Origin of the sequence: Nostoc sp. (assembly GCF_036919815.1) — a bacterium.
In the GTDB taxonomy this organism is placed as follows: domain Bacteria; phylum Cyanobacteriota; class Cyanobacteriia; order Cyanobacteriales; family Nostocaceae; genus Nostoc.
Window position 1 is genome coordinate 1 of the sequence record NZ_JBALCE010000035.1, and the last position, 24582, is coordinate 24582.

The 24582-nt window shown below is 42.7% G+C and carries 29 protein-coding genes and 6 pseudogenes; 8 read left to right on the forward strand and 27 right to left on the reverse strand.

Annotation, left to right across the window (positions count from 1 at the left end; all coding sequences use genetic code 11):
• Positions 1-128: 128 nt before the first annotated feature.
• The gene (locus tag V7K15_RS10000) at positions 129-356 is read right to left on the reverse strand and encodes a hypothetical protein (protein WP_334905262.1); all 228 of its coding nucleotides are present in this window, start codon (positions 354-356) and stop codon (positions 129-131) included.
• 67 nt (positions 357-423) lie between these two features.
• On the opposite strand from V7K15_RS10000, the gene V7K15_RS10005 reads away from it, so the two are divergent.
• On the forward strand, positions 424-561 hold the full coding sequence (locus tag V7K15_RS10005) for a hypothetical protein (RefSeq protein WP_334905264.1): 138 nt from the start codon (positions 424-426) through the stop codon (positions 559-561).
• A 351-nt stretch (positions 562-912) separates the two neighbouring features.
• On the opposite strand, the gene V7K15_RS10010 is transcribed toward V7K15_RS10005, so the two are convergent.
• The 3 genes and pseudogenes from V7K15_RS10010 to V7K15_RS10020 form a co-directional block, all read right to left on the reverse strand.
• Positions 913-2256, reverse strand: a complete 1344-nt coding sequence (locus tag V7K15_RS10010; protein ID WP_334905266.1) for a sensor histidine kinase — start codon at positions 2254-2256, stop codon at positions 913-915.
• A gap of 91 nt (positions 2257-2347) precedes the next feature.
• Positions 2348-4013, reverse strand: a pseudogene (locus V7K15_RS10015) (FAD-dependent oxidoreductase).
• 44 nt (positions 4014-4057) lie between these two features.
• Positions 4058-4267 (reverse strand): hypothetical protein, encoded by a 210-nt coding sequence (locus V7K15_RS10020; protein ID WP_334905268.1) that lies wholly within the window; start codon positions 4265-4267, stop codon positions 4058-4060.
• 452 nt (positions 4268-4719) lie between these two features.
• Between V7K15_RS10020 and V7K15_RS10025 the strand changes: the two genes are divergently transcribed.
• The 3 genes and pseudogenes from V7K15_RS10025 to V7K15_RS10035 all read left to right on the forward strand — a co-directional run.
• The gene (locus V7K15_RS10025; RefSeq protein ID WP_334905270.1) at positions 4720-5124 is read left to right on the forward strand and encodes a mannan-binding lectin; all 405 of its coding nucleotides are present in this window, start codon (positions 4720-4722) and stop codon (positions 5122-5124) included.
• A 383-nt stretch (positions 5125-5507) separates the two neighbouring features.
• A pseudogene (locus tag V7K15_RS10030) lies at positions 5508-5708 on the forward strand (IS701 family transposase); the annotation flags it as partial.
• A pseudogene (locus V7K15_RS10035) lies at positions 5708-6036 on the forward strand (IS701 family transposase); the annotation flags it as partial. The pseudogenes V7K15_RS10030 and V7K15_RS10035, both read left to right, overlap by 1 nt.
• 114 nt (positions 6037-6150) lie before the next feature.
• On the opposite strand, the gene V7K15_RS10040 reads toward V7K15_RS10035, so the two are convergent.
• Positions 6151-6471 carry a YdhR family protein gene (locus tag V7K15_RS10040; RefSeq protein WP_334905272.1) on the reverse strand — a complete coding sequence of 107 codons (321 nt, stop codon included), beginning with the start codon at positions 6469-6471 and terminating at the stop codon, positions 6151-6153.
• An 806-nt stretch (positions 6472-7277) separates the two neighbouring features.
• Positions 7278-7712, reverse strand: coding sequence for a transglycosylase SLT domain-containing protein (locus V7K15_RS10045; protein WP_334905276.1), 435 nt, complete (start codon positions 7710-7712; stop codon positions 7278-7280).
• A 415-nt stretch (positions 7713-8127) separates the two neighbouring features.
• Here V7K15_RS10045 and V7K15_RS10050 point away from each other — a divergent pair, with 415 nt between their 5' ends.
• From V7K15_RS10050 to V7K15_RS10060, 3 genes are all read left to right on the forward strand, one after another.
• Entirely contained in the window at positions 8128-8571 is a 444-nt protein-coding gene (locus tag V7K15_RS10050) for a hypothetical protein (protein ID WP_334905278.1), read from the forward strand.
• A 19-nt stretch (positions 8572-8590) separates the two neighbouring features.
• Positions 8591-8926: a hypothetical protein gene (locus V7K15_RS10055; RefSeq protein ID WP_334905280.1), complete on the forward strand. Its 336-nt coding sequence runs from the start codon at positions 8591-8593 to the stop codon at positions 8924-8926.
• Between the two features lie 199 nt (positions 8927-9125).
• Positions 9126-9392, forward strand: a complete 267-nt coding sequence (locus tag V7K15_RS10060) for a hypothetical protein (RefSeq protein WP_334905282.1) — start codon at positions 9126-9128, stop codon at positions 9390-9392.
• On the opposite strand, the gene V7K15_RS10065 is transcribed toward V7K15_RS10060, so the two are convergent.
• The 19 genes and pseudogenes from V7K15_RS10065 to V7K15_RS10155 form a co-directional block, all read right to left on the reverse strand.
• The gene (locus V7K15_RS10065; RefSeq protein WP_334905284.1) at positions 9384-10283 is read right to left on the reverse strand and encodes an XDD3 family exosortase-dependent surface protein; all 900 of its coding nucleotides are present in this window, start codon (positions 10281-10283) and stop codon (positions 9384-9386) included. The two genes, V7K15_RS10060 and V7K15_RS10065, sit on opposite strands and share 9 nt — an antisense overlap.
• Positions 10284-10950: 667 nt before the next feature.
• Positions 10951-11088 (reverse strand): annotated as a pseudogene (locus tag V7K15_RS10070) (macrolide ABC transporter ATP-binding protein); the annotation flags it as partial.
• A 56-nt stretch (positions 11089-11144) separates the two neighbouring features.
• Positions 11145-11507: an AtpZ/AtpI family protein gene (locus tag V7K15_RS10075; protein WP_334905286.1), complete on the reverse strand. Its 363-nt coding sequence runs from the start codon at positions 11505-11507 to the stop codon at positions 11145-11147.
• The gene (locus V7K15_RS10080) at positions 11504-11914 is read right to left on the reverse strand and encodes a F0F1 ATP synthase subunit epsilon (RefSeq protein WP_334905288.1); all 411 of its coding nucleotides are present in this window, start codon (positions 11912-11914) and stop codon (positions 11504-11506) included. The genes V7K15_RS10075 and V7K15_RS10080 overlap by 4 nt, the downstream gene beginning before the upstream one ends.
• The gene (gene atpD, locus V7K15_RS10085; RefSeq protein ID WP_334905290.1) at positions 11911-13347 is read right to left on the reverse strand and encodes a F0F1 ATP synthase subunit beta; all 1437 of its coding nucleotides are present in this window, start codon (positions 13345-13347) and stop codon (positions 11911-11913) included. The genes V7K15_RS10080 and atpD overlap by 4 nt, the downstream gene beginning before the upstream one ends.
• 84 nt (positions 13348-13431) lie before the next feature.
• A complete protein-coding gene (locus tag V7K15_RS10090; RefSeq protein WP_334905292.1) occupies positions 13432-14376 on the reverse strand; it encodes a F0F1 ATP synthase subunit gamma in 945 nt (314 codons plus the stop codon).
• Between the two features lie 75 nt (positions 14377-14451).
• On the reverse strand, positions 14452-16044 hold the full coding sequence (locus V7K15_RS10095) for an alternate F1F0 ATPase, F1 subunit alpha (protein ID WP_334905294.1): 1593 nt from the start codon (positions 16042-16044) through the stop codon (positions 14452-14454).
• A gap of 1 nt (position 16045) precedes the next feature.
• A complete protein-coding gene (locus V7K15_RS10100; RefSeq protein WP_334905295.1) occupies positions 16046-16915 on the reverse strand; it encodes a F0F1 ATP synthase subunit B family protein in 870 nt (289 codons plus the stop codon).
• Positions 16860-17168, reverse strand: coding sequence for a F0F1 ATP synthase subunit C (locus V7K15_RS10105; RefSeq protein WP_334905296.1), 309 nt, complete (start codon positions 17166-17168; stop codon positions 16860-16862). The genes V7K15_RS10100 and V7K15_RS10105 overlap by 56 nt, the downstream gene beginning before the upstream one ends.
• A complete protein-coding gene (locus V7K15_RS10110; protein WP_334905298.1) occupies positions 17155-17832 on the reverse strand; it encodes a F0F1 ATP synthase subunit A in 678 nt (225 codons plus the stop codon). The genes V7K15_RS10105 and V7K15_RS10110 overlap by 14 nt, the downstream gene beginning before the upstream one ends.
• Before the next feature lie 29 nt (positions 17833-17861).
• A complete protein-coding gene (locus V7K15_RS10115; protein ID WP_334905300.1) occupies positions 17862-18191 on the reverse strand; it encodes an ATP synthase subunit I in 330 nt (109 codons plus the stop codon).
• Between the two features lie 366 nt (positions 18192-18557).
• Positions 18558-18725 (reverse strand): annotated as a pseudogene (locus V7K15_RS10120) (ISAs1 family transposase); the annotation flags it as partial.
• Positions 18726-18904: 179 nt separating this feature from the next.
• A complete protein-coding gene (locus V7K15_RS10125) occupies positions 18905-19111 on the reverse strand; it encodes a hypothetical protein (protein ID WP_334905302.1) in 207 nt (68 codons plus the stop codon).
• A 328-nt stretch (positions 19112-19439) separates the two neighbouring features.
• Positions 19440-19715, reverse strand: coding sequence for a peptidase (locus tag V7K15_RS10130; RefSeq protein ID WP_334905304.1), 276 nt, complete (start codon positions 19713-19715; stop codon positions 19440-19442).
• 393 nt (positions 19716-20108) lie between these two features.
• On the reverse strand, positions 20109-20633 hold the full coding sequence (locus V7K15_RS10135) for a hypothetical protein (RefSeq protein WP_334905306.1): 525 nt from the start codon (positions 20631-20633) through the stop codon (positions 20109-20111).
• 126 nt (positions 20634-20759) lie between these two features.
• Positions 20760-20879, reverse strand: a pseudogene (locus tag V7K15_RS29950) (hypothetical protein); the annotation flags it as partial.
• A 597-nt stretch (positions 20880-21476) separates the two neighbouring features.
• Positions 21477-21746, reverse strand: a complete 270-nt coding sequence (locus V7K15_RS10145; RefSeq protein ID WP_334905310.1) for a ribbon-helix-helix domain-containing protein — start codon at positions 21744-21746, stop codon at positions 21477-21479.
• Positions 21747-21772: 26 nt separating this feature from the next.
• The gene (locus V7K15_RS10150; protein WP_334905312.1) at positions 21773-22189 is read right to left on the reverse strand and encodes a ParA family protein; all 417 of its coding nucleotides are present in this window, start codon (positions 22187-22189) and stop codon (positions 21773-21775) included.
• 67 nt (positions 22190-22256) lie between these two features.
• Positions 22257-22394 carry a ParA family protein gene (locus V7K15_RS10155; protein ID WP_334905314.1) on the reverse strand — a complete coding sequence of 46 codons (138 nt, stop codon included), beginning with the start codon at positions 22392-22394 and terminating at the stop codon, positions 22257-22259.
• A 251-nt stretch (positions 22395-22645) separates the two neighbouring features.
• On the opposite strand from V7K15_RS10155, the gene V7K15_RS10160 reads away from it, so the two are divergent.
• Entirely contained in the window at positions 22646-22894 is a 249-nt protein-coding gene (locus V7K15_RS10160) for a hypothetical protein (RefSeq protein ID WP_334905316.1), read from the forward strand.
• 283 nt (positions 22895-23177) lie between these two features.
• Here the strand turns inward: V7K15_RS10160 and V7K15_RS10165 are convergent, their stop codons facing one another.
• Both V7K15_RS10165 and V7K15_RS10170 read right to left on the reverse strand, forming a co-directional pair.
• Positions 23178-24167: a replicative DNA helicase gene (locus tag V7K15_RS10165; protein WP_334905318.1), complete on the reverse strand. Its 990-nt coding sequence runs from the start codon at positions 24165-24167 to the stop codon at positions 23178-23180.
• Positions 24164-24427 carry a hypothetical protein gene (locus tag V7K15_RS10170; RefSeq protein WP_334905320.1) on the reverse strand — a complete coding sequence of 88 codons (264 nt, stop codon included), beginning with the start codon at positions 24425-24427 and terminating at the stop codon, positions 24164-24166. The genes V7K15_RS10165 and V7K15_RS10170 overlap by 4 nt, the downstream gene beginning before the upstream one ends.
• Positions 24428-24582 lie beyond the last annotated feature (155 nt).

Genomic DNA, 24582 nt, shown 5'->3' on the forward strand with positions numbered 1-24582 from the left:
AACCAATTAAAGCCAAGACCACTGTCACAAACCATGCAGTGTATGAGCGATGCATAATTAATTGGGTATTTAGCAGTTAAAACACTGACTATAAGAATACAGCAATATTTAATTAAGTTCTTTTTTTCCTACCCAAACGGTTGCCCCCAGCGCTCCCAGTTTTCTTTATTAAAAGGCGATCGCCACTTCAAAATCAGGCTTAATTCCAACTCCTGCCGTGAGCGTCGGTCTGTGGGTGCATCCCACCAAAACGCGGCGTTCACTGCTGTCTTCATCCCATAGCGATAATGTAAATCTTGGTAGCTGGCGATGCCTAAAGTCATCTCACAAAACGCACGCTCACGGATGACGACCACAGTCCGGAACCCCTAAAGTCATCTCACAAAATTCACGCTCACGGATGACGACCACCAAGAAAAATAAATGCCTTTGAGCGATCGCACCAAGGATGCAATATTTTCCCGCGACCAATCAGCGAAAACTTTGGGAGCGATCGCCTTTGAACCCACGCAAGATTTTTTAAAATATCTTGAGAATGATCGCGCTAAAAAGTCCGATTAACTATTCACAGATTACCCACATATTACAGTGAGCTATTGGCAAACAAGGTGTTTGATAACCTTGATGCTCTAGAGACTGCCTTAATTTCGCGTTGTCAGTGGCTGATGAATAACCCCCTCACTGTTAAGGGAGAAGTAGGATTTTCTTTGCTATGTTCAATATAACGGAATGTAACAATACTATCTTTTGCAACTTGGTATCATTTCAGGCTTGAGTCTCTTCAATTTTATAATTATTAAATTCGCTTTAATATTTGCGGAATGTGGGGTACAAATTACCCGTTTCGGCACGGTGACGCCTAAAGACGGCGATTTATCGCGTTTCTTGCCTTAACCGAAAAGTATTGGTGCTTCACCCACCTTGAATTGACAAGGGTAAGCGAATAGTGAAACAAGTTCTGCCTGGCCGCGACTCAAATGAGAGCGTACCATGATGGCGATTTTCGACAATCCGGCGAACGGTTTCTAAACCGAGTCCTGAACCACGCCCTACTGATTTAGTGGTAAAGAAAGGTTCAAAAATGCGGGTTTTAATTTCAGGTGGAATTCCACTACCAGAATCAATGATGTCAATATAGGCAAAGCGATCGCAATGGTGGGTTGTAATTTCCAGCAATCCCTTACCATCCATTGCATCAATAGCGTTGTCAATTAAGTTAGTCCACAACTGATTCAGTTCGCTACCATAGGCAAGGATTTTAGGAATATGTCGATCGTAATTGCGTTGTACTTGGATGCCGCACTTGAGTTGATAAGCAAACAATCGCAATGTATCTTCTAAACCTTGATGCACATTTACTTCTTGCTGAATTCCTTGATCGAGGTAAGTATAAGACTTCATTGCTTGTACAAGTTCAGAAATCTTCTCGGCTCCTCGCAAACCATGTTTAATCATTGATATGACTTCAAAGGAGAGTGATAGCCAGTGCAATCCCATTTCTCGCAATTCAGTATTGTCATTGCGCCAACGTTCCATGAGTTGATCTAAGGTTTCAACCTCAACACCGCCTTCCGCTAGAGGTTCTGCTAATTTCCATGCTTGCTTGACACCATAATCTTCTAACCATTCCAACAATACGGTTTCGCGATCGCTTAGTGTCACCGGATCTAAACGGTTATTTAAAATCGTATCATAGCCCAGATCCCTTACTCCCAGCCAGTTTTGAGTATGGTCTTGGTCAACATTACGTTGCCCATAAACTAAATTCATTCGTTGTAACTCCAAAATAGCGGCTGGCATTTCTTCTAAAGTCCGAACGAGGGCTGAAGCGGGGTTGTTAAGTTCATGAGCTAAACCGGCGGCAAGTGTCCCTAAAGCTGCCATCTTTTCCCGTCCCCGAATAAAGGACTCTAGTCCCCGCAGATGACGTTCCATAATGCGGAAAACCATCCGCTCAAAATCACGAGATTCATGTAGCAGTTTCCGAAAATCTTCTGCTCTAATTTCATAGAGGTGGCAATTTGTCAATGCCCGCACTGTCACAGGTACTGGTTCATCTGTGAGGACTGGAATTTCACCAAAAAAGGATGGGGCTTCATGCTGCCCGATGGGAATTTCAACTCCTTCACTGCGCCGGGTAAGATTCATTTTACCTTTGACTAGGATAAATAAGCCGCGTCCCGGATCTCCCTCATGGGTCAACACTTCTCCTACCCCCAGTTCAACTGTTTGAGCGCGATCGCAAACCCACTCCAATTACTCTTGAGAAAGCTCTTGAAACGGGTCTAAGTCGATCAATTCTTCAATACACAACATGAATCAACCTCCTTCGTTTTTCCTGTTTCAGCTAAACATTGCTCAAATAGCGGTGAACAAATTGAATCGCGATCGAACCTTCACCCACACCGGATGCTACCCGCTTAATTGACCCGGCTCGCACATCTCCGGCTGCAAAGATGCCAGGAACATTGGTTTCTAGCAAGAAAGGAGAGCGTTCTAAATGCCAACCTGGAGGAGATTTGCGATTATTTATTAAGTCGGGGCCTGTGATGATAAACCCCTGAGCATCGCGTTGAATAACACCATCAAGCCAATCAGTTTTGGGGATAGCACCAATGAAGATAAAAAGTGATCGCGCTGGCACGGTTTCGATTTGTCCAGTCTTGGTATGAGCGATCGCAATTGCTTCTAAATGTTCATCTCCCTTTACTTCCACAACGTTGCAACCTGTGCAAACTTTAATATTTGCAGTGGCCGCAATCTGGTCAATTAAATATTGGGACATAGTCAATGAAAGAGACTCACCCCGCACCAACATAATCACTTTTTTGGCATACTTAGAAAAATGCATTGCTGCTTGTCCGGCAGAATTTGCCCCGCCTACTAGGTAAACCTCTTCATTACTACAGGCCATCGCCTCGGTCATGGCAGCACCGTAATAAATTCCGGCTCCTGTCAACTTTTCGGCTCCTGGGACATTTATCCAACGGTAGGAAACGCCAGTTGCGACTAAAAGTGCATGGCAACTAATCTCGCTACCATCGGCCAATTGCAGAACCCGATAAGGATCTTGCAACCTAACTCCGGTGACTATTTGAGGAGTGAGAATTTCTACCCCAAATCGCCGCGCCTGAGTCACTCCCCGCCTAGCCAAGTCGTTGCCGCTCAAGCCAACAGGAAACCCGAGATAGTTTTCAATGCGCGAACTCGTTCCGGCTTGACCACCTGGTGCTTCTCGCTCAATTAAGACTGTACTCAATCCCTCAGAAGCGCCATAAACAGCAGCGGCTAGTCCAGCAGGTCCAGCCCCAACGATCGCCAAGTCATAAAATGGTCGCTCTGCCTGGGTTTGCAGTCCAATTTTGGCAGCAATCTCTAAATTAGATGGTTGGATTAATCGGGAACCATCTCCAAACAGCACCAAGGGCAATTGATTGTCTGCAATCAGTTTGTGCGTATTCTACTAATTTTGCTGCATCCGGCTCCAGTTCAATATCCAACCACTTGTAAGGAATCTGGTTACGCGCCAGGAAGTCTTTTACCTGATGGGAAAAAGGCGACCAGCGATTACCAATGACTCGAATCCCTTCAAAGGGTGGGTAAAATCCTGCTAGCCAGTCATCTAGCAAATCATCCAAAACCGGATATAGTCGTTCCTCTGGTGGATTCCAGGGCTTAAGTAAGTAGTAATCAATTTTGGCACTATTAATTGACTTAATAGCGGCATCTGTATCTGCATAGTCCGTCAGCAAAGCACGTTTCGCATCAGGAAAAATGCTTTTTGCCTGTTCTAGAAACTCCACACCTCCCATCTGTGGCATTCTTTGATCGACCAAAAATAGAGCAACTGCTTCATTCCGCAATTTGAGTTGCTGCACCGCCTCCAGAGCGGTAATACCGGAATCTGCGCGGACAATGCGGAAGCGATCGCCATACTGATGCCGCAAGTCTCGTGACACCGCTTGCAAAACTTCTGGATCGTCATCAACGGTTAAAATTGCAGGTTTTGCCATAACTACTGTTACTTCAGGATTACAGTCCCTAGCTGTTAAAATATCTACTGTTTAACCAGTTGCTTTAAACGGAAGTATGCTTCTTCTGGTGTCAGCGGTTCTGATTGACTTTCATTAGGTATATAAAATACCCAGGTATCAGGAAAGTAATGTACTACAAAGCTGGGAATCAGACGCAAACTTACTGCTTGCTTTCCAAGTTTCTCGGCTTGTTCCTCCAAACTCAATTGGTCATGAAATGCTTGTTCAGCCATACTTTTCATCTCCCTAAACTTGAGAATATTTTGCTATAGCAGTCCTAAATGATTTATGAAATTCTCTATTTCTTTTCTTGGCGCTCTTCTCTACGAGAGGCTACGCGTTGGCGGAGCCTCTCTAAGAGTTAGCGGCTTGGCGGTTCGATAAGTTTCACAACTCAAATATGATTCCTATAGTAGACCTGAATAATTTCAAATATGCTTTCGTAGAAAATGCGTTGGGCTTGCGTTGAAGCGAACGCTTATCTACTGAACAGTCTACTACTTAATTCTGATGAACGAGGTGAGATTTTTCGGGTGTTGGGCACGGTGATGCCTGCATGAATTACAAGCCGAAACATAAACTAGTTATAAAATCTTTACCTTAATTATGGAATTTAGAGCAAAAATCATGTAGTCCTAGTTGAGCCTGATGTTCAAGTAAACCTAACTTTCTCAAATAAAAAATCATGTCTACCAATTCTCAGCAATCCATGAAAAAGAAATTTTTACTGTCTCTCGGTACATTTATTATTGGTAGTTCTACTGTTTTCAGTTTTTGCAGTCAAGCTTCTGCTTTCGACGTAAAAGCTGGGCCCATCTGGAACAATGAAGATGCAAAAGTTAAATGTCCTGTAGCTGCACAATCTCATAATGCTCGATGGAATGGGCAGTGGAGAACGACTGTACCCGGAAGAGAGTCCGTTTGTGGTGTTTCTAAAGTTTTCGACATAAAAGTTGGGCCCATCTGGAACAATGAAAATGCAAAAGTTAAATGCCCTGTAGCTGTTCATTCTCATAATGCTCGATGGAATGGGCAGTGGAGAACGACTGTACGTGGAAGAGAGTCCGTTTGTGGGGCTGAAATAGATTAAGGCATTAAGCCGCGATCCGGATTCTGTTGGCGAATGTAATACAAGAAAGCAAACAAAGATGTTGCAAACGCTGAGAGGCTTATTTCGTTGTTACTCGTTGAAAGTTGTAATACTTTTCTACTGTGGGTTGTAACATTTTCGCCAACAGTATCCGTTGCTACTCAAACCCCGCTTTGGTTGCACCTGATTATATAAATTGACAAAGTTTTCTTACTCAACTGGTTTTAGTAGCAAGACAATCAATTCGGTACTAGCTTCTTAGCTCTCTGTCTCGCCAGTTGGGAAACACTTGTTGCTTTCTATCCTTTGCTGTTTCTTAACCCTCTTTTGTCACTCTCGCCATAGTATAATTAAGAGCAAACCCCAGAACTGAGGTCTGTATTATGGTAAAGCCTCGTCAGGCAATATCCACAGTCAACTTTATAGATGAATACTGTCAAATTTATCAAAACATATTCCCAGAGGTTAGAAGTTTTGAGGCTTTTAAGTACCTACACATGGGTATGGTATCCGAGATAAAACGTAAAACTCTACCGTCAATAGGAAAAGTTGTAGGGCTAGAGAATCATCAACCATTACACCATTAGAAAAATGGTGGGAAATTGTTTTGAGCGCCTATCTGTTGGTTAGTCTGCACTCAGAACAACTGCTAAAATTACCACCACAATCTGAATCTAATTTTTCATCTCATCCTTGGTGGGATAAAAGTAATAGCTGGAATAGTATTCTTAATAATCTCCGTTTGATACTTCAACCATTTGTACTATTTAACCTAATTAAACCTTGGCTAAAAGTCTTTACAGTTCCTAAATTATCTAGGGATTTTTTAAACTTCAAATGCTTGTCAATAATCTAAATCGTTCGATTTTGCAAAACTACAATATCCCTTATTTCTACTTTTCCTCTGCCTAGAGTGACAAAAGAGGGATATGCTTTAGTGATTTTTCCTGGCATAACCTAAAAACCATATTTCCCGACATCTTCCCCAACAGTATCCTCGCTACTTTCACCCCATTTCGGACAGACCTAATTAGAATCTGCCGAATAGAAGGGAGAATTCATCTCTGTACTAGCTTCTTTAGTTACATCACCATCAAAAAGCTTGACAGTGAGATTTCCATTGACTTGTTGTGCAAAGGGAATCAATAAGCTATTAATATAATTTTGTGCATTCTCTATAGAATCAAATTCATAAAACCCACCAACACTATTAGTATTTACACCACTCAACCAAGTTTTGGATTTCAAACCAGGAAAATTTTTCATTTCTACATTCACAGGAACCCAATCAATTTGGCTGAAGGGAATAGATACTTGATACTCGGCATATACAAATACTTTACTCATGGTTAATTTCAACCTTATTGTCAATATTTCCAGAATTATTTTCTTATATATAGCAATATTCAATCATTTAACAACAACAAAATTCACATCTGAATATGCAGATATGTAGTTTATAGCCCCGTTACTCACTTCAAAACCCTTGTGTTGCGTCTTGCAGCGAGGGTTTGTTGATCATTAGCGATCGCTGGCTAATGCCCAAAACCCAAAGGACAATACCCACAATGTTGATAGGGTTATTGGAGTTTCAGATTACCTAACGCGGCTCTACATGGGAAGTTATTTCTATATAAGGAGGAGCGTTAGGCAATTGGCTGAAACGCTTACACCACAAAGCTTACAGCCATTCTTTTATTAATAATTATTCTCAATAATCAAAAGCTGAAATAGCGTTAGGCAATTGGCTGAAATGCTTATACTGAAGCAATTACAGCAATTAATCAAAATTTTGAGTAAATTTAGTTAACTGAAGGGGTGACTGTTGCAGCCAAGTGTTTGTGTAACCTGGGCAAATAGTTCATGAGTGTAACCTGGGCAAATAGTTCATGAGTGTAACGTAACAGCAAATTTTGAAGCTTTCCTCCCCGGTTAAATTCGGCTTGAAGTAATTCTGTCTTCATCATCTCTTAGTTGTTTGGCGCATGGCGCAGCTATACCGCACCATTGCTTGTGACAGTTATGTAAGTCCTATCTTAAAAACTTTTTGGTTTATTGATAATGTTTTTGGCGATCTGGTTCCAGCGAACGGTTTTAGCGAGAGGTTTTGGGAGTCTAAAATGTGAGAACAACTCAACGGCTATCACTAACTTTCAATAACCATGCGGGTCTTGGGTCGGATCTGCCTGTTGCACGTTTGCCTGTAAGTTAGAGCCGTCTGACGATACACCATATGTTGCCATAATATACTGCATTGATGCTGCGATGTTTGCCACTGGATCGTAAATTGATAGCGATGTATTCTCGGCATAATAGCTAGCAAACGTCGCCGGGATGCATTGTGCTATACCCCGCGAGCAACCTTGTGGGTTTCCATCCGCGACTATTGATCCGACGGCGTTGTCATCCGTAATGTTGATCGCGTTGGGGTTATAGGTGGACTCACGATAAGTGAGTGTTTTGTAGCCAGCGTCCCAATAAGGTTGAGAATTAACCCCAATTATGGCACACGCTTGAGCAATCCATGAATCGATGTCGCCATCGCCGGTATAGGGTGTATACTGTACTTGTTCTAATGGGATACTCATTTTTATCACGGCTATTTAAATAATTGATTGATATCTCTTAAACAAAAAGATTAAGATCAGTTATCCGTCTTAAGCTATTAACACTAAGTTATTAAGACTTAGTAAATCTTAAGTACTCAACCTACTTCGATTGTAATCTGGATTTGTTATTTGCAGATTAGTTTTTAAGTATTATAAGCTATAAACATTCTAACAATCGCTCTTATCTGAAAAACTTTTTAGTTTACTGTTTTGCAAGAGTTGTAATTGTTCTAGATTATAAAGCAAAAATATAAGTATATTTATTTTTTGTATTGGTATAATTAAAATTTTCTTATATTAATAAGAAAATTTTCACAATGTAGTATTGTAAAAATGTAATCAGCAAAAAAAAATAAGGAATTAAATAATGTTTGTTCTCAGGTGTTTAAGCAGAGTGATTATTTTATTAATCATTGTTGGTGTGTTTGATTCAACACCTGCTTTTGCAGCGCTCAATAACATGCCTCTCAATCCCATGAATAATCCAGGTCAATTGAATAATAACTTAATTCATGAAGCGCAAGTAGCTATAACAGAACTTGATTATGACGATTTAAATCATCTTCCTGGGACAATTATTAATCCTAGCGGTAACCACCCGAACATTAGGATTGATGCTCAAAATCCTCCTCCTAATGCACATAATATTCAAATTCAAAGAGGTGGTAATACCATAGCTGGTGTAATTATAGACAATCAATATCTACCTGCAAATACCCGTCCTGGTATGCGAGAAGAAATTCTGAGAGTTGTTAGATCTGCTTTGGTAAGTAGTTTAGATAGCTTGAGAGCAGGAAATCCCCAAATGTTTCAGATCGGTGGATCATTTTCAAATTAACTGTAAATAGAGGTAGCTTATGTCAGATGTAACAAACATTAAAACAATCACAAATGAATTATTATATCCCGTTACTGTCAGAAATGGGGAAAATACTCAAGAGACTTTTACCGTAAATTCTTCGAGTGGGTGGAACGGAGATTTATGGATTCCTTGGGTAGTTAGTGCTCATGATATGTGGAAATCCATATCGCTAGTATGGCATACAAACAAAATCTATATTTTTCAGCATGGTAATCACATCATGTACTCATGGAACAATGATTTTAATCAATCGGAAGTATTAGGAGGCAATAGTGGTATTAGAGGTGAAAAAGCTTTAATAATAGAAACTGATTCTAATATCCATATGTAGTAATTTTAATGGATGACTGTTGGTAAGCAAGTGGGTACTATACTTGGGTTAACAAGAACTAATGCCTGTTTACAAAAGGGAACAAGAGCTTACTCTCTCAACTCCTTCTATAGAACCCATTTGACATTTTAGAAAGGGATTGCAAGCCTTTTAATTATTAACCTAATGAAGCAGAGGTTGAGTTTGGCAAAGGCTAGCTATGACTGGAGTAAGGGGGATTGTAGGCGATTGTGGCGTGGGTAAGCAGTGCGTAGCTTGCCGCCGTAGGCATCGCCTACCGGAGATGCGAGATTTTTTTATGGTGGGGATACCAGGAACCTGGGGAGCCAAAAAATACTTTGGGAGCGATCGCATTCAGAGAAAATTTTGCAGAAAATCCAAGAACCCTGTGACTGTTATAGAACTATCTAACAGTCACGCAACGATTATTAAGATTACGAAAGCGTGGTATTTAACCTTAAGCTAATAAACTTTTGCGACGCTGACGCATTTTAATTATCCCAAAGCCCAGTCCGACGATGAATAAGCCTGCGCCAGCATCCGGTTCAGGAGTAGACTTGAAGTTACTTTTGAGTGCATCTCCATCATTACCACACTCTAGGAAAATGTTGCTAACATAGTCGCCACTGCCAATTAACGCTTTGTCAAATGCAAACCCAACAGTGTAATCTCCTGTGGCAGAAAAATGTCCAAAATCGAGTCCTGCGGCACTCAACTGACTGTCACTGAGCATGGAGATATTGCCGACTTTCGTACCATTACTAATGGCGTTGAGAATCGGGGTGTTATCCCAAGTTGGATTCTGAGCAACTGTAGTCGGGTAGTAATAGTTGTAGACATCTTGTGCAGTCGCTAAGTCCGTGCCTTGGGTGTTATTCTGACCCCAACCCCAGTCATAATACCACTTCAAGTTACTGTAGCCACCATGCTCTTGAGTTATACTTTTGGCTGTCACTCCTTGATAAACTCCCGTTGACAAGCCATTGTCGTAGTCCGCAAACTTGACTCCAAATAACTGTCCGTTATTGCTAGCAGTCTGGAAGTCTTGGCCTGAGAAGTTAAAGAACAAGTCACTCCAACCAATGTCGACAGAGTGACCCGGATTCCAATAATCATCCGAGTCGGTTGTCCCACCCAAAGGCATACCGCCAGTCAGCGCAACATAAACTTTATCACCTGACTGTTTGACAGCCATACCTTTGATGTCAAAAACGGCTCCGCCAGAGCCATCGTTAAAAGAGTCAATACCGTAGTCCCAACTGTTATAGAGTTGTCCGGCATTTGCTTTTTGTCCAGCTAGTAACATCATGCTGAGAGTCAGTGCTGCTGTGTAAAAAAAAGCTATTTTAGTACGCATTGATTTTCCAGAAGTAAGAATGAGTTGTTACGCTGTCAATAGCTTACTCAAGTTGCTATAAAGTTCTTAGCTTTTAGGGGTTGAGGCTGAATAAAATTTGAGTAAAATTTAACAGCTTTATTTTGTAAAGTCCCAGAAAATACGTAAGTACAGGGGAACTATGATTGATTAGATTGTGGCAATAACAAGAGGCTTTAGTAGTCAATATTTTTACATTAAAGCCAAAAGTTTACGTAAGCTTTTGGGAGCGATTGCCCCAATGCCCAATCCCTAACACCCAATAGCGGGGACTCATGATTAAATATCTAGGTATAAAGCCAAGGGGATATGTTGATCACACACACACACACACATCCTATTTATATATAAAAGAGGTGCGTGTGATTCCCGCCGTGCAGTAATGATATAGCAACGGACAGGAAGCTTAGAACAACGATAAATTCACAATGTATCCTGTTGAAGGCGTCTACCGCCAACTTGTCCTAACGGCTTTGGCGACTGCTATATCCCTTGCTAGGCTAGTTATCATCGGATATACTCAATCTTTAAAATGGCAAATAGTTCATTAACTTATAAACAACTCTGCTCATGTACTACTCTGAGCGACTACCGTTTGAGTTAATGGGTGAATTGATTGATTAGAATATAAATTGTCATCAAGAGATTTCTAAGGTTTCTCTGTCTCAACAATCACGTCATCCTGTATATGAATCACCCGCCGCGTTTGAGCAGCTACCGACGCATCATGGGTAACGATCGCAATCGTAATACCCTGTTGATTTAATTCTGTCAGCAGATTCACAACCCTGACTTTTCCCGTTAAGTCTCGAAAATCTTGGACTTATCTTCGTGCCATTGGGTTCAGTCTCTCTCTTCCTGGTTGGGAAAATCATCGGGTGGTTGATCTTTTGCCATGCGTTGTTGTTCCTGCAATACCCATTCCCAAGCCATCAAACAACCAATGCTTAAACCTGCCAGCATCAGTGCCAATGTCCATGAGAACCGATTGGGAAATTTAAAATCAATCCAGATGCCTAATGCCATTCCCAATAAAGTTGGTACGACCACTGACCAACCAACTAAGCCAACAAAACCTAAGCCAAACAAAACGCCACCATGAGGTTTTGCTTGGCGAGCATAAAGTCTGCGGCGTGCTTGATTAGCGATCGCCTTGGCGTTAAGATGCGTTTGGGAGCGAGACTTACGAAATGGTGGGGTTTTCATGGATATTCACCTAATTCGATAAAGTGCCGAATTGTATTTACCTCTAGCTTTTCTAAAACAGAACGTGCTGTTTTTTCGCGTTCATCGATTAAGTGAAACTCCTGTTCAACGGTTTTTTTCAACATTCCCAAATCGCTACCTTCGACTGCATTTTGGGTAGCAACTGTGACTTCATCCCCATGCTTGATCAAAATTCCTTGATCGATGGCAAGGAATTGTTCTTGTCCTTGGGGTGAGACGAAGGATAGTAGACTCGGTATTAGCGTCGCCACAAAATCTATATGGTGAGGTAGCAAGCAAAACATCCCATTTTCCGCTTCTGCAATCACTTTGATCGCGGCTGTTTCCATCAGGATTTTGGTGGGTAAGACAACTTTGAACCGCATTTCTGAGGATGGATCGGTCATGATTTTTTGCCCTCTTTTGGAGCTTTTACAACTTCATCAATTGAGCCGATCATGTAGAGCGATCGCTCCGGTGTATCAGCAAACTCGTCATTGAGAATGCGTTCACATCCTTCTAGGGCATCGTCTAATTCTACTAATTTCCCTGTCAAACCTGTAAACTGGGCAGTCGAAAAGAAGGGTTGAGTGAGAAAACGTTCTAAACGTCGCGCCTGGGATACGACTTGGCGATCGCCTGGTGATAATTCTTCTAAGCCCAACATGGCGATGATATCTTTCAGTTCCTCATAGGTGCTGATGGTTTTGCGGACTGCTTGAGCGATCTGATAATGGCGATCGCCAACGATATGAGGCATCAACATTTTGGAATTCGATTCCATCAAATCCACGGCGGGATAAAGCCCTTCACTCGCCCGTTTACGTGACAACACAATTGCGGCTGAAAGATGGGAAAACACAGCGACAGCAGAGGGATCGGTGAAGTCATCCGCAGGTACATAAACCGCTTGAATGGAAGTAATCGCCCCTGCCGATGTATTACAAATCCGCTCCTCTAGTTGAGCAAGTTCCGTGGCGAGGGTTGGTTCATAGCCCACCCGCGAAGGTAATATCCCCATCAGTCCCGATACTTCTGAACCTGCTTGGATAAAGCGAAAGATATTATCGATTAAAAGCAATACATCTTTTTGGGAGCGATCGCGAAAATATTCTGCCATTGTCAGCGCCGCATGTCCTACCCAAAATCTGACTCCCGGTGCTTCATTCATCTGTCCAAAGACTAAAACTGCATTTGGGAGAACGCCCGTTGCTTCCATTTCTTGATATAGATCAAGACCTTCTCGGCAGCGTTCGCCAATCCCACAAAATAAACTTACGCCTTGGTGCTGCTTGACCATGTTATGGATCATTTCCGTAATTAGCACCGTTTTACCAACGCCTGCACCGCCAAGTAAACCTGTTTTACCGCCTCGTTCCAAAGGTGTGAGCAAATCAATCGCTTTAATCCCAGTTTTGAGGATTTCGGCTTTGGTAACTCGTTCTGACATTGCAATTGGCGTAGCATGAATTGATCGCCATTCGCCACCTGCGATCGCCTCTTTCTCATCGATCGCTTCGCCAAATAGGTTTAACATTCTCCCTAAAAGGCGATCGCCCACGGGAACTTGTAACGGGTGCTGAGTATCAATCACAATCTCGCCGCGTGTCAAACCTGCGGTTGGGGCAAGTGCTACACCCCGCACCACCTGAGCGCTCAGATGTGAAACCACCTCGATGGACAGATGACCTCCTTTCCCTGTTTGTAACTGGCTATTTATATATGGCAAGCGTTTGGGAAAATGGATATCGATGATGCTGCTCCGCACGGAGAGGATAGAACCAAGATTTTGCTCTTGGGAATGATTTGAGTGGGAAGATGATTTAATATCTGGTTCCATATAATTCGTAATTAAAGTTTCGACTCCGCTCAACTTAAAAAAACGGGTCAGAGTCCCCGATCTCTATAGGTCGATTACGGATTGTTAATGGCTTAACTCAAAGGCCGAAATAATTTCTAGTAATTCATCTGTAATTGCAGTTTGGCGTTTTTGCTGAAATTGACTAGTAAATTCTGTCAGCCGCTCTTGAATGTTTTTTTCGGCAACTTGCATAGAAGCGAGACGGCTAGCATTTTCACCTGCGAGGGACTCACCAAAAGCACGATAGAGCAAGATAAAGAAATATTGTCGTAATAGAGATGCAACCAAAACATCGCTCGGCATCGTAAAAGTTGCTAGAGTCCGCGACCGCGGTTCGACTTCGCTCACACCTCGCCATGTTTGGCTTTCGATATGTTGTAGCCATTCGCTATCAAGTGGCAACAGTTGCAGCTTATATGGCTCCCATAACGTATTGGAATGTAAGTGGTTGTAAAATAAGAAAATTTGGATAATTTGCTGACTATCGCGCCATGTGGCAATGTGCAGCAAGATTTCTTGAACCATTGATGTGATCCCAGTTAGAGAACTTGGCATTGCAAAAGTTTGCTCAATTCCATAACCTGCGGTTTCTAAATGGGAAATCAATCTCGATCCGACGGCAAAAATCGCCAGATGTTCAGGTGAGAGCTGCAATTTCTCTAATTCAGCGATCGCATAATGGCTAATCTGTTCGTTGAATTGACCGCACATCCCTTGCTCTGAGCCAAAGATAATTACGCCGCAACGACCAAGGTCGCTCGAAAGGGATTGTGAGTAAGTTTTGAAGCCATCGCCGTTATCATGTTGCAGGGAAGCATCATGTGTATGTGCTGCCTTCAATACTACGTGCAAACCCATTTCGATTGTCCGATTATACTCAGCGAGGGAGGCAACCGCCTGTTCGTATTGGTGGATGTTTAACGCCGCTAATACTTTCATCATTTTCACCACGGCTTGCAGGTCTTGGGCAGTGTGGATTTGGCGTTGCAGAAGGTCAATGGATGACATGGCTACTCCTTAATATAAACGAACCACAGAAACGCAGAGAACACAGAGAGAGGAGAAATAGAGAGGATTTTTGCTTCAGTTTTGGGATATTTTTTTATTTGGAAGTCCCTTAGTATCTTTGTTATCCTTCACATCTTTAGTATTTTTTACAACTGTCGCGATCGCAGTTTTGGCAACCTTTAGTAAGGCATCGCGATCGGCATCCTTCAATACGGCTCCGCTTTCGATTTGTCGGCAAAGTTCGGCTAACTGAGTGGATATGGCTTCGGCGATCGCAACCTCTGCAATGGCAATTTCAGCGATCGGGACGGAATCGAGCAAGGCTGCCGTCACCGAAAGCATTACAGCTATTTGCACAGCAGCCGGCATCGGTGCATATTGCTTTTGTTTGAGAATCTCACGCACCCGTCGTCCGCGTTCTAAAGTGAGGCGAGTCGATTCTTCTAAGCGCGTACCAAAGCGAGAGAAAGCCTCTAGTTCTTCAAATTGAGAATAGGAAAGACGTAAATCTCCTGAAACAGTGCGATATGCAGGGAGTTGGGTTTTGCCACCCACCCGCGAAACTGACTTCCCAATATCGATCGCCGGCAATACTCCCTTTTGAAAGAGAATTGGTGAAAGATAAATCTGTCCATCGGTAATCGAAATTAGATTAGTCGGGATATATGCGGCAATGTTTTGTGCCTCTGTTTCGACAATCGGCAGCGCAGTTAAGGAACCACCACCTCGTTTTGCGTTTAAATGTATAGAGCGTTCGAGTAAGCGCGAATGAATATAAAAAATATCCCCTGGATAGGCTTCGCGTCCAGGTGGACGGCGCATTAACAGAGAAATTTCTCGATAGGTGCGGGCATGATTGGTGAGGTCATCGTAAACGATTAGGACATCGCGCCCTTGATCTGTAAAATATTCCGCCATCGCAGTAGCGGTATAAGGTGCGACATACTGTAAGCCTGGTGGCTTTTCTGCTGCTGCCATCACGACTGTCGTGTATGCCATTGCACCCTGTTCATTAAGGTCGGCAATGATCTTGGCAACAGCCGCACTACGCTGTCCGATCGCACAATAGATACAGAGAATATTTTTGCCTTTTTGATTGATGATCGTATCCAGGGCAAGACCGCTTTTACCCGTTTGGCGATCGCCTAAAATTAATTCTCTCTGTCCACGTCCAATGGGAATCAAGGCATCGATGGCTTTGATTCCAGTTTGCAAAGGCACATTCACGGGCGCACGATCCATGATACTAGGGGCATCGCGTTCGGCGGGACGACGTTGGGAAGTTCGCACCACGCCTTTACCGTCGAGGGGGCGACCGAGGGGATCGATCACTCTTCCTAGCAGCGTGTCGCCCACAGGGACATCAAGCACTTTGCCAGTGCGCCGCACTTCTGTACCTGACTGGAGTTGCTCACTAGAATCAAGCAAAACTACCCCAACTTCTTCGGGATCGAGGTTAAACACCAATCCCAGACTACCGCCAGTAAAACTGACAATTTCCTCTGACTGTACATTCGGTAAACCGGCGATTTTGGCAATTCCTTGCCCAATCGATTGTACAATTCCGATCTCCTGCGATCGCAATTTTGCTTCATGCTGATTGAGAACTTGAGTATACAGTGCAAAACTATCTTGCAAAACTGTCTGTAAAGTTTCTTCCTGCTTCACATCATTCCTCCTCTGAGTTCTGATTTGTTTCAGCTTCTGCTGCAAAAATCGTAACTAAATTTTCGGTAATCGTATCTAAATAAGCATCCACACTCCACGCCAGCTTATAGCCTGTGCCGCGCAGTTCGATCCCACAAATTAAACTAGATTCAATTTTATATATCAGTTCGATTTTGCCTGAACCTACCGCATCAAAATAGTCTTGCAAAACCGTAGCAATCGCCGCACCAATATCCGTCGGTAGCGTGAACGTACTAACCACTGTCAACGCAATGCTGTCTTTTGTGGAAGCATTTAAAGTCGTCACTAATTCGGCTCGTTCTGTTTCGGTCAAATCGCGCAATTTCTGTAAAAACACCCTGGCAATCTGGGCTTCTAAATCCGACTGTGCCAAGTCTGTCAACACCCGCCGCACTGTTACCTGTAATTGCTGCATCGTGCGATCGCCTACTTCGCGCAAAAAAGAGTCTTTCTGACGTTGCAAATTGCTTTGCCATTGCGAACGCTCCTTCGCCAGCGACTCCTGCATTTCTTTCAACAACTTTTGGCGGGTTTCCTCCACTTCTGATTTTGCTTGAGTCAGCAATTCTGTCTTTTGGTCTGTAAATTGCTGTTGTATTTCCTGATAATGCTTAACCTCCTGTTCTGCTTCTGCTTTTTGTTCAGATGCCGACGACAAGCGATCGCAAATTGTCTTCTCGCGGCGTGCCATTGCCTTGATAATCGGTTTATATAAAAAGCGTTGCAGCACAAATATCAAAACAAAAAAGTTGAGGATTTGCGCCCCGAAGGTAAACCAGTTAATCTCCACTTGCTCAGGCTCCTGCTTTGGCGATCGCACCAACCACATAGTTCCAGAATGGATTAGCAAATAGGAGAATGAGCGCGATTACAAAGCAATAAATTGCCACAGATTCGATAAATGCTAATCCCACAAATAATGTGCGGGTAATTGTATTTGCTGCGTCGGGTTGTTGGGCGATGGAACTGAGTGCTTGAGCAACAGATTTACCTTCGCCAAGGGCTGGTCCGATGGAGCCGATCGCCATAGTCAGCCCTGCTGTTAAGATTGACACAGTGCCAACAATTCCCAGTACAAGCGATAGCGATTCATTTTGAGTCATAGTCTTCATTACTCGCAGAACCAATATAAACAACTGCTAAAACCGCGAAAATATATGCCTGAATTAAGCCTGTCAATAAGCCTAAACCCTGCATAATGGCTGGAAAAAAGAATGGCGCGATCGATATTAAAATCGCCCCAATCATGCCGTCACTCATCACATTCCCAAACAAACGTACTGCTAAAGCTAAAGTCCGTGAAAGTTCGCTAATTATATAAAAGGGAAATAAAATTGGAATTGGCTCTATGTAGTGGTGGAGGTATTTCCAGATTCCTGACTGACTGATACCAAAAACGGGAACGGAAAAAAATACACATATCGCTAAGGCCGCAGTGGTAGATAGTGAGGCAGTGGGCGGGTGATAACCAGGAACAATCGCTAATAAATTGGAGGTAGCAATAAAAATAAATAGGGTGCCGATAAAGGGCAAATAGCGATCGGGATTTTGTCCACTGGTTTGCTGAATTTGATCGCGTAAATTAACAACTAAGACTTCCAGCAGGTTTTGCCAGTGGGATAGCTCCGTATCAGTGGATAGTTTGCGCGTCACCAACCAAGCACCAATGCCCAAAAGTAGCACGATCATCCATGTAAATAACAAAGTGGCATTAATCGTCACAAATCCCCAATTCCAAAACACGATCTCATCTGGACTAATCTGCATTGAGTCTCCTTGACCATTTCTGCATAATGTCACCAGTTTTTTGTCAGATTTGTTGAAGTATTAAAGTATGACATTTTGAAGTGCAAAATGTGGGTTTCAATAATGCGATTGCGTACCCAAATAAACGCACCTAAGCAAACGAGCATATGCCAAGGTGCGTTCTCTTTAGCGATCGCTAGCACGAAAGCCAATCCGGCGATCACTATCGCTAATCGCCCAAAAAAGCTGCCTAACGTTAACAGAATTGGGTTTGGGGTTGTAGATAATTTTTGTACCGTTCTCCACAAGCCACGAAAATAGAGATTTCCTAGCAAAATTCCTAACAATAAAGTAACAGGTAAAAAGAAGAGGCTGTTCATCTTAAATCTCCTCAGAGGCTGTTTAAAAAGTTTCAAGTGGTTAAATTTTATACTAATGTTGTTATACAAGGTTTCATATCACTTTGCTTATCAACTACTCTAAGGGGCTATGGCTTGATTTATTGATTGAATTGATTCATTACGATATAAATCGTTACAAAATTAAACAAGAGAGACAGAAGGCTTTTCTTTCTTTTTTCCTCCTACCTTATGGACGGGCTTGGATCTCTTTCCGCAATGCGACAATTTCGGCTTGGAGTGCTTTAATGGATTTCTCGCTGGCAATTTCACCGTCATCATCGTTTGCCTCTTGACCCACAAAAAATGCAGGGTAAGCGCGTCTTAAACCCTATTGACAGGTGGATTCTAGGAGAGTGTTGAGTTTGGGAGAGCCGCAGCCAAAACAGAAACCATATACTGATCATTCATCGCGGCTCGCCGAGACTTTTGGCGAATACTGCGGCGAAAAGAGGTTTCGCGCTCCAAAACATTCAGGGCAATACGACGTAGCAAAGCAAAATTCTGTGGACTGTGCGTATCGGCTCAATAAATAGGGGGAGCCGATACCATTTTACTTTGCACAAAAAGTGGGAGAATGTCTCGTAAGAAGCAGTACTTACAAATAATGACAATCACTAATGTCAGTCACCAATACGTTATATGCGCTTCGTTTCTAGAGCACACTGAAGCCAAAAGGTCCTGAACCGAGTTCATCATCTTTCTCCTTTCAGGCGGTTATTTTCATCTTTTAACTGTTGATTTTCTGTTCGTAATTCTTTTACTTCTGCTTGTAATTGCTCTATGAGGTTCAGTAATATTTTTATTGTTCGACGCATTGATTCGTCTGCAATTTCTTTTGGCTCGATGGCTTGCAGTATCTCTTTTCCCGTTTTCTTACTCGAATCTAGCTTTTGCGTCATGTCTCATATTTTATTATGTTCTGTCTCCCAACATTCCTTATTTTTCTCGGCTCCCCCTATTTATTGAGCCGATACGGCTGAACCCACAAGGAATTGAGGCATTTGGTGACTCATCTGAAGAAGTGGACTCATAGTTAGTAATTTTATTTACATAAAAGCTTAATAGGATATCTGTCTATAGGCTCTATAAAAATTATTACTAATAAGCAAAGCTAAAAATCTAACAGATGTGAAAATAACCTGAAAAACCTTCCTTATGGCTAATATTTAGATCATGGAGTTTTATTGATATTATATTCAAAAGTAATTATTTTTATCAACTAAGTTTTTATTGTGTGCCATCTGTGCGGTTACGAAATAAACCTGTCATACTCAAGCCAGTAATCAACAAAGCAACTAATCCCAAACCATTTAGAATTGGATAGATTTTTTCTAAATGAATGATTTCTAAGGTATGAATATGTAGAATAAATTCGCCTAATTCACGTTGATGGAACCATTCATGGACAACAGTAAAGCACATACCTGTTAACACAGTCAGAAACAAAGGCAAACATAAGATTATGGCAATTTGACGATGATATTTTCTAAAAGCTCTGTTCATAATTAACCTTGGATTCTCAAATTAATTTCTCAAAAATAGATTTGTGGAAATCTGTATAGAAATCAAACATCAGTTTGATAGAAACTTTAATTAACGTTCTTTTTCTCCTTGGTGAGAAAATATAAATATTAATACTTATCTGAATCACTATATTTATATAGCTTTAATTAAGTACTAATAAAATATGACCGCGCACGATGGGAATTAATGGCTCTGAGAATGTGACTCACTATACCCTAATATATTCTGAATAATTAAAAGCTTCTATATACTAAAAGTCATTTGTTAAACATGACTAAAGTCACGTAATAACCTTAAGCCTAAAAAAGTGTAATAGAAGTCCCTTGATAAGCTAATCGGCATTTAAGCTGCATAATATAAAGGCATGTCGATTCAGTCATCGGGCGGCAAGTGTCCGTCCCGTTCCTTACTTTGGGTCGGCAAGGGAGGCGCGTTCAACCGTCCCGTTAGCTGATTGGTTTTGTAGAACGCGATGACGGGAACCAGGAAAGCAAGACCGGTGAGCAAGGTGCTACATGGCAGGCTCAACGCGTGGGCCAAGGCATCGCCGGCGGCAGTGCCAGCCGTGCGAATGAGTGCCACCGTGATCCAGTAGAGCGCTGGCGCGAGAATTTGCCCCCGTCGGCCTATTCTGAGCGTCATCGCCACCAGCCCCCCTACCACCACTGCGGCCCCTGGCGGCGTGAGATGCAGCCGAAAGGACGCGAAGTCGCCCGCGAGGGTACCAAGGACACCAGCCAGCATCATACAGACCCAGTAGCTCGGTGTTACGCGGACGGTATCGCCCAAGGTAGTCACCGCATCAAAAAATCGGCGGTAGACCCAGACCGCGCAAACAAAGAGCGCAAGAACCACCGGTATGGAGACCGCGAAGTCGATGTGCCAATCATGGAACATATCCCCGACGTTGGTAGCCGCCGTGCGAACCGTGATGATGGCAGACCAGAACCACAGTGGTGTGGGCCGGCGGACAATTCGGTTGAGTAGGAAGATTAGCGCGAATAGCCCAGCCAGCCAGGGTAGTCCGCCGAGGTGTCCGAGGTGTAGTTCGTCCCCAACGAAGTCGCCAGTGTTGGTGCCGAAAACGCTAGCGGCACAAAGGCAAAACCAGTATCTCGAATCGATGCGGGGTAGAGAGCGCATGTAGTTTTAGAAATTTTACATTAGAAATTTTACATAAATATTTCTATTGGCTGTGAGTGACAAAAGTAACTGTTTAAACATGACTTTGTATACAAGCGTGTGCCTGATTATGACGAGTAGATTGAAAGTATGAAAATTGCGACTCTGGTGTGCATGGTGCAAGCTTCGGAAATTCGCAGCCCACAGTAAAGGCATAACCCAAATAAAGCGCGATCGCGTTCGGTTTTAAATCCGTGGGTGAATAGTTGAATGATCTCATTTGATGATAAGATTTTTGCTTGATCGTGACGATCGATCTTCATGCTCTGGAATGGTTACTATTTCTACCTTGAGGATACACCGATAAACTTTAAGGATTCCGGTGTATAGCACTCAAACGCTGATTCTTTCGTTACTGCTTGTGATCATAATTGAGAGTTAAGCTGGGCTTATCGATCTAAATGGTTATGCAGCTATGGTTTTTTACCAAGTAATCAACGTTTCAGGCTGGAAACATAAAAGCTGCTTATATTAGGCGTGATAATTGGTGGTGATCCTTGGCGTATTTATTTCAATCGGGATATCGGGATATTTGACTGGAAAGCAGCAGAGGATTAATTAAGCAATAGGCTTTTTCCCATATTCCTCAAATAATTTATTTAGAGCTTCTGCCAACAAAGCCTGAACTGTACTATCTTGCTCCAGAGCTAGTTGTTTCAATTGCCGCGACACTGCCGGATCGAAGAAACCCGTAATCGCTTTTTTACCTTGGCGGCTGGGAGGTCTTGCAGAAGTTGGATTGCTGTCAATCTGTGCTTGCTCAGTAGATTTTTTGGGGACTTCTAAAGCCTTTTGCAAAGCTTGGTTCAAGGTCTTTTTATTAGCCATATAGACTTGTAGAGATGTATACAAGTCTATATTTTAATCTGCTTGCACAACCATTTATACAGATCCCAAATTTCTGCTGCTGCTTTACCTCGCGGCTCATATTCCAGAGCCGATAATCGATCCGTGAGCGATCGCACAAATGCAGTACGTTCCCCTATTTTTACTGGGGCAAGGGCAACACCATAGCTTTGAATAGCTTCTGCGGCCTCATCACCCAACGACCCCCTGGTGGGAACACAATTCAGAATTACGGTTGCTTTTTTTCTAGCCAAATTCACAAACTCAATTGTGTCATTGACTGCCCGTAGATCCAAAATTGAACATTGGCAGGGAACCAGAATTAAATCAGCAGCGCGGATTGCTGCAAGAGCCGCACTTTCTGAGTGGGGGGCAGTATCGATAATTACTAGGTTGGCTCCTTCGTTTTTAGCAGCCTCCAGCACCTTGTCTAGTCTTGATGCCTAACAAGAAATTACAGTGGGGGATTCCTTTTGCCTTGAATCAGCCCACTTAGATAGTTGATGCTTGCGGATCTAGATCAACGATCACTACGACTCCAGCTTTTAGTGACGCAGCAACAGCTATGTGAATGCTGAGGGTTGATTTGCCACATCCACCTTTGACGCTTGCTACAGCAATTGTTTTCATGTATACAAGTTTACAAGTCTAAATGTTTTCATACTCAAATTATATCCGTATCTTTGGTAGCCATTTATTTGATGGGGAACCTCAATACTCTCCATTGACCAAATTCCCCCCGACCTGATTAGCGATCGCTAGAGATTCAATGCTTTAATCGGGAGAGATATTCCCACATTCGGGAATGAAAACATACCATTGCTAGCGGTTAAATAGCTACAGCAGAAATGCTAGTACAGTAGTTTGTGGATAAATAGTAAATGGTAAATGAATCCCCGAAGCAAGGATTTAAATGGAAGAAAGTACTAGTCGCCACTAGTGTTGGAGCAGTGATTTTAGCCGTTGGTACTGCTATTTATGATCATTGGAGAATATCCCAAGGTGGGTGTGTTAGGTTTAGCCCCGATGGTACTGAAAAGTACTGTACGGGGATGATTGCGGGAAATAATCAAATCCCTGGCAGCCCCAACCAAGTACGCCCAGCGTTCATTGCGGCAAGGGCAGTATAGCAAATTCGCTCCTCCCCAAAAACTTCACCAGTACTACTAATTATCCTGAACTGTCAGCATTTTGCAGGTGTGTAAAATACCACCATAACGCTGCTATCGATGCAGATAGCCTCATCAACTTTAATTGTGGCCATTAATCTTTGTAATTACTCGTAACAGAGAGCGATCGCAATAAATCCACATCCCTTAACTGTCAGAGATTTTTCCCGTATCTGGGAATTTATATGGGCGATCGCTAGGAATCACCATGAACTACCTCTAGTTCATCGTAATATTCGGGGATTTAGAAACGTGCCAAATTTTTGAACCAAGTGAACTGTGCATAAAACAGCAACTTAACTGTGCCAGTCTGCCCATTGCGGTTTTTTAAAATTATCACTTCCGCAACACCTCGATCTGGTGAATCAGGATTGTAGTATTCATCGCGGTAAAGTCCCAACACTAAATCAGCGTCTTCCTCGATCCGACCGGAATCCCTCAAGTCAGAGAGCATGGGACGTTTATTAGTCCGTGTCTCAGGGCCACGATTTAGTTGCGAAAGTAAAATAATTGGTACATCGCATTCTCGCGCCAAGAGCTTGAGTCCGCGTGTGAGTTCACCGACCCGTTGTGCCAATTGTCTCTCACCTTCATCAACCATCAGTTGCAAATAGTCAATCACAACCAGCTTTAGCGAACCATGTTTCATAATCACCGTGCGAACTTTAGAGCGGATTTTGACTAGAGTTTGGCTAGCTGTATCATCAATTACCATTTTTGCTTCATGGACACGGGCGATTTCCTCTGATAATGGTACCCATTGGGTAGGTGAAAGCTTGCCTGATTTCAAATAATTCGTCGGTATCCTTGATTCATACGCTATAAACCTTCTATTTATCTCCTTTGCGGACATTTCCAGGCTGAAAACCATAGTTGGCGCTTCGTGCGCGAGAGAAATCGTGTATGCGAATTGATGGCCTAGGGCCGATTTACCCATCGATGGACGAGCAGCAACAACAGCTAATTGACCTCCTTGAAATCCACCACCAAGCATTGTATCTAGATCATAAAATCCAGTGGGAATATTGTCCTGTTGCTCTCCAGTACTTAGCCGTTCAATTTCTTCAAAAGTTGTAGCGCTAATCTCGCCGATCAGCCGTGGCTCATTATCAAGTTGACTTTGGTGACGAATAGCAAATATTTTTTGCTCTGCTTCATCTAGACGCTCCACTATAGATTGTGATTGGTCATAACCTAGCTTCACAATTTCATTGCCAGAAGATAGCATCGTCATAGTCCACTCCCACCATTGCGATCGCGCAGTATCCGCAAAATTTCAGCAAACTGTTGAGAGTGTTCGGCTTGTACAGTTTCAACGCAGTCAAATCGTTGGCTAATTTGTGCAAAATTACTGTTGGTTGTTTCTGCGAAGGTGTCTAATCTGCTGTAGATTTGGGCGATGGCTGCTTGGCTTGTGCCGATTGTCCCGGTTAGTAACTCAAGGCTGTTCACTTTCTGAGTGAGCGTATTGAAACGACTGTAAATATCTTCCATCTGTGATTAGGTTATGCTGCACCTTTATCTTTTTTGTCGTTTTCTGCTGGTATTTCACCTTGCCGAGATTTGACTGCTTCAGTGATTAAGATTGCTCCCATCTGACTGAGCGATCGCATTTCTGACTCTGCCATTTTCTCTACAGCCTCTCCTAT

What these genes read in the sequence shown, in the direction of transcription:
- V7K15_RS10005 (WP_334905264.1), top strand. Translation starts at nt 424, where the DNA reads ATGCCTTTGAGCGATCGCACCAAGGATGCAATATTTTCCCGCGACCAA.
- V7K15_RS10020 (WP_334905268.1), bottom strand. Translation starts at nt 4,267, where the DNA reads ATGGCTGAACAAGCATTTCATGACCAATTGAGTTTGGAGGAACAAGCC.
- V7K15_RS10025 (WP_334905270.1), top strand. Translation starts at nt 4,720, where the DNA reads ATGTCTACCAATTCTCAGCAATCCATGAAAAAGAAATTTTTACTGTCT.
- V7K15_RS10040 (WP_334905272.1), bottom strand. Translation starts at nt 6,471, where the DNA reads ATGAGTAAAGTATTTGTATATGCCGAGTATCAAGTATCTATTCCCTTC.
- V7K15_RS10045 (WP_334905276.1), bottom strand. Translation starts at nt 7,712, where the DNA reads ATGAGTATCCCATTAGAACAAGTACAGTATACACCCTATACCGGCGAT.
- V7K15_RS10055 (WP_334905280.1), top strand. Translation starts at nt 8,591, where the DNA reads ATGTCAGATGTAACAAACATTAAAACAATCACAAATGAATTATTATAT.
- V7K15_RS10060 (WP_334905282.1), top strand. Translation starts at nt 9,126, where the DNA reads ATGACTGGAGTAAGGGGGATTGTAGGCGATTGTGGCGTGGGTAAGCAG.
- V7K15_RS10065 (WP_334905284.1), bottom strand. Translation starts at nt 10,283, where the DNA reads ATGCGTACTAAAATAGCTTTTTTTTACACAGCAGCACTGACTCTCAGC.
- V7K15_RS10075 (WP_334905286.1), bottom strand. Translation starts at nt 11,507, where the DNA reads ATGAAAACCCCACCATTTCGTAAGTCTCGCTCCCAAACGCATCTTAAC.
- V7K15_RS10080 (WP_334905288.1), bottom strand. Translation starts at nt 11,914, where the DNA reads ATGACCGATCCATCCTCAGAAATGCGGTTCAAAGTTGTCTTACCCACC.
- atpD (WP_334905290.1), bottom strand. Translation starts at nt 13,347, where the DNA reads ATGGAACCAGATATTAAATCATCTTCCCACTCAAATCATTCCCAAGAG.
- V7K15_RS10090 (WP_334905292.1), bottom strand. Translation starts at nt 14,376, where the DNA reads ATGTCATCCATTGACCTTCTGCAACGCCAAATCCACACTGCCCAAGAC.
- V7K15_RS10105 (WP_334905296.1), bottom strand. Translation starts at nt 17,168, where the DNA reads ATGACTCAAAATGAATCGCTATCGCTTGTACTGGGAATTGTTGGCACT.
- V7K15_RS10110 (WP_334905298.1), bottom strand. Translation starts at nt 17,832, where the DNA reads ATGCAGATTAGTCCAGATGAGATCGTGTTTTGGAATTGGGGATTTGTG.
- V7K15_RS10115 (WP_334905300.1), bottom strand. Translation starts at nt 18,191, where the DNA reads ATGAACAGCCTCTTCTTTTTACCTGTTACTTTATTGTTAGGAATTTTG.
- V7K15_RS10125 (WP_334905302.1), bottom strand. Translation starts at nt 19,111, where the DNA reads ATGACGCAAAAGCTAGATTCGAGTAAGAAAACGGGAAAAGAGATACTG.
- V7K15_RS10130 (WP_334905304.1), bottom strand. Translation starts at nt 19,715, where the DNA reads ATGAACAGAGCTTTTAGAAAATATCATCGTCAAATTGCCATAATCTTA.
- V7K15_RS10135 (WP_334905306.1), bottom strand. Translation starts at nt 20,633, where the DNA reads ATGTTCCATGATTGGCACATCGACTTCGCGGTCTCCATACCGGTGGTT.
- V7K15_RS10145 (WP_334905310.1), bottom strand. Translation starts at nt 21,746, where the DNA reads ATGGCTAATAAAAAGACCTTGAACCAAGCTTTGCAAAAGGCTTTAGAA.
- V7K15_RS10155 (WP_334905314.1), bottom strand. Translation starts at nt 22,394, where the DNA reads ATGAAAACAATTGCTGTAGCAAGCGTCAAAGGTGGATGTGGCAAATCA.
- V7K15_RS10160 (WP_334905316.1), top strand. Translation starts at nt 22,646, where the DNA reads ATGGTAAATGAATCCCCGAAGCAAGGATTTAAATGGAAGAAAGTACTA.
- V7K15_RS10165 (WP_334905318.1), bottom strand. Translation starts at nt 24,167, where the DNA reads ATGACGATGCTATCTTCTGGCAATGAAATTGTGAAGCTAGGTTATGAC.
- V7K15_RS10170 (WP_334905320.1), bottom strand. Translation starts at nt 24,427, where the DNA reads ATGGAAGATATTTACAGTCGTTTCAATACGCTCACTCAGAAAGTGAAC.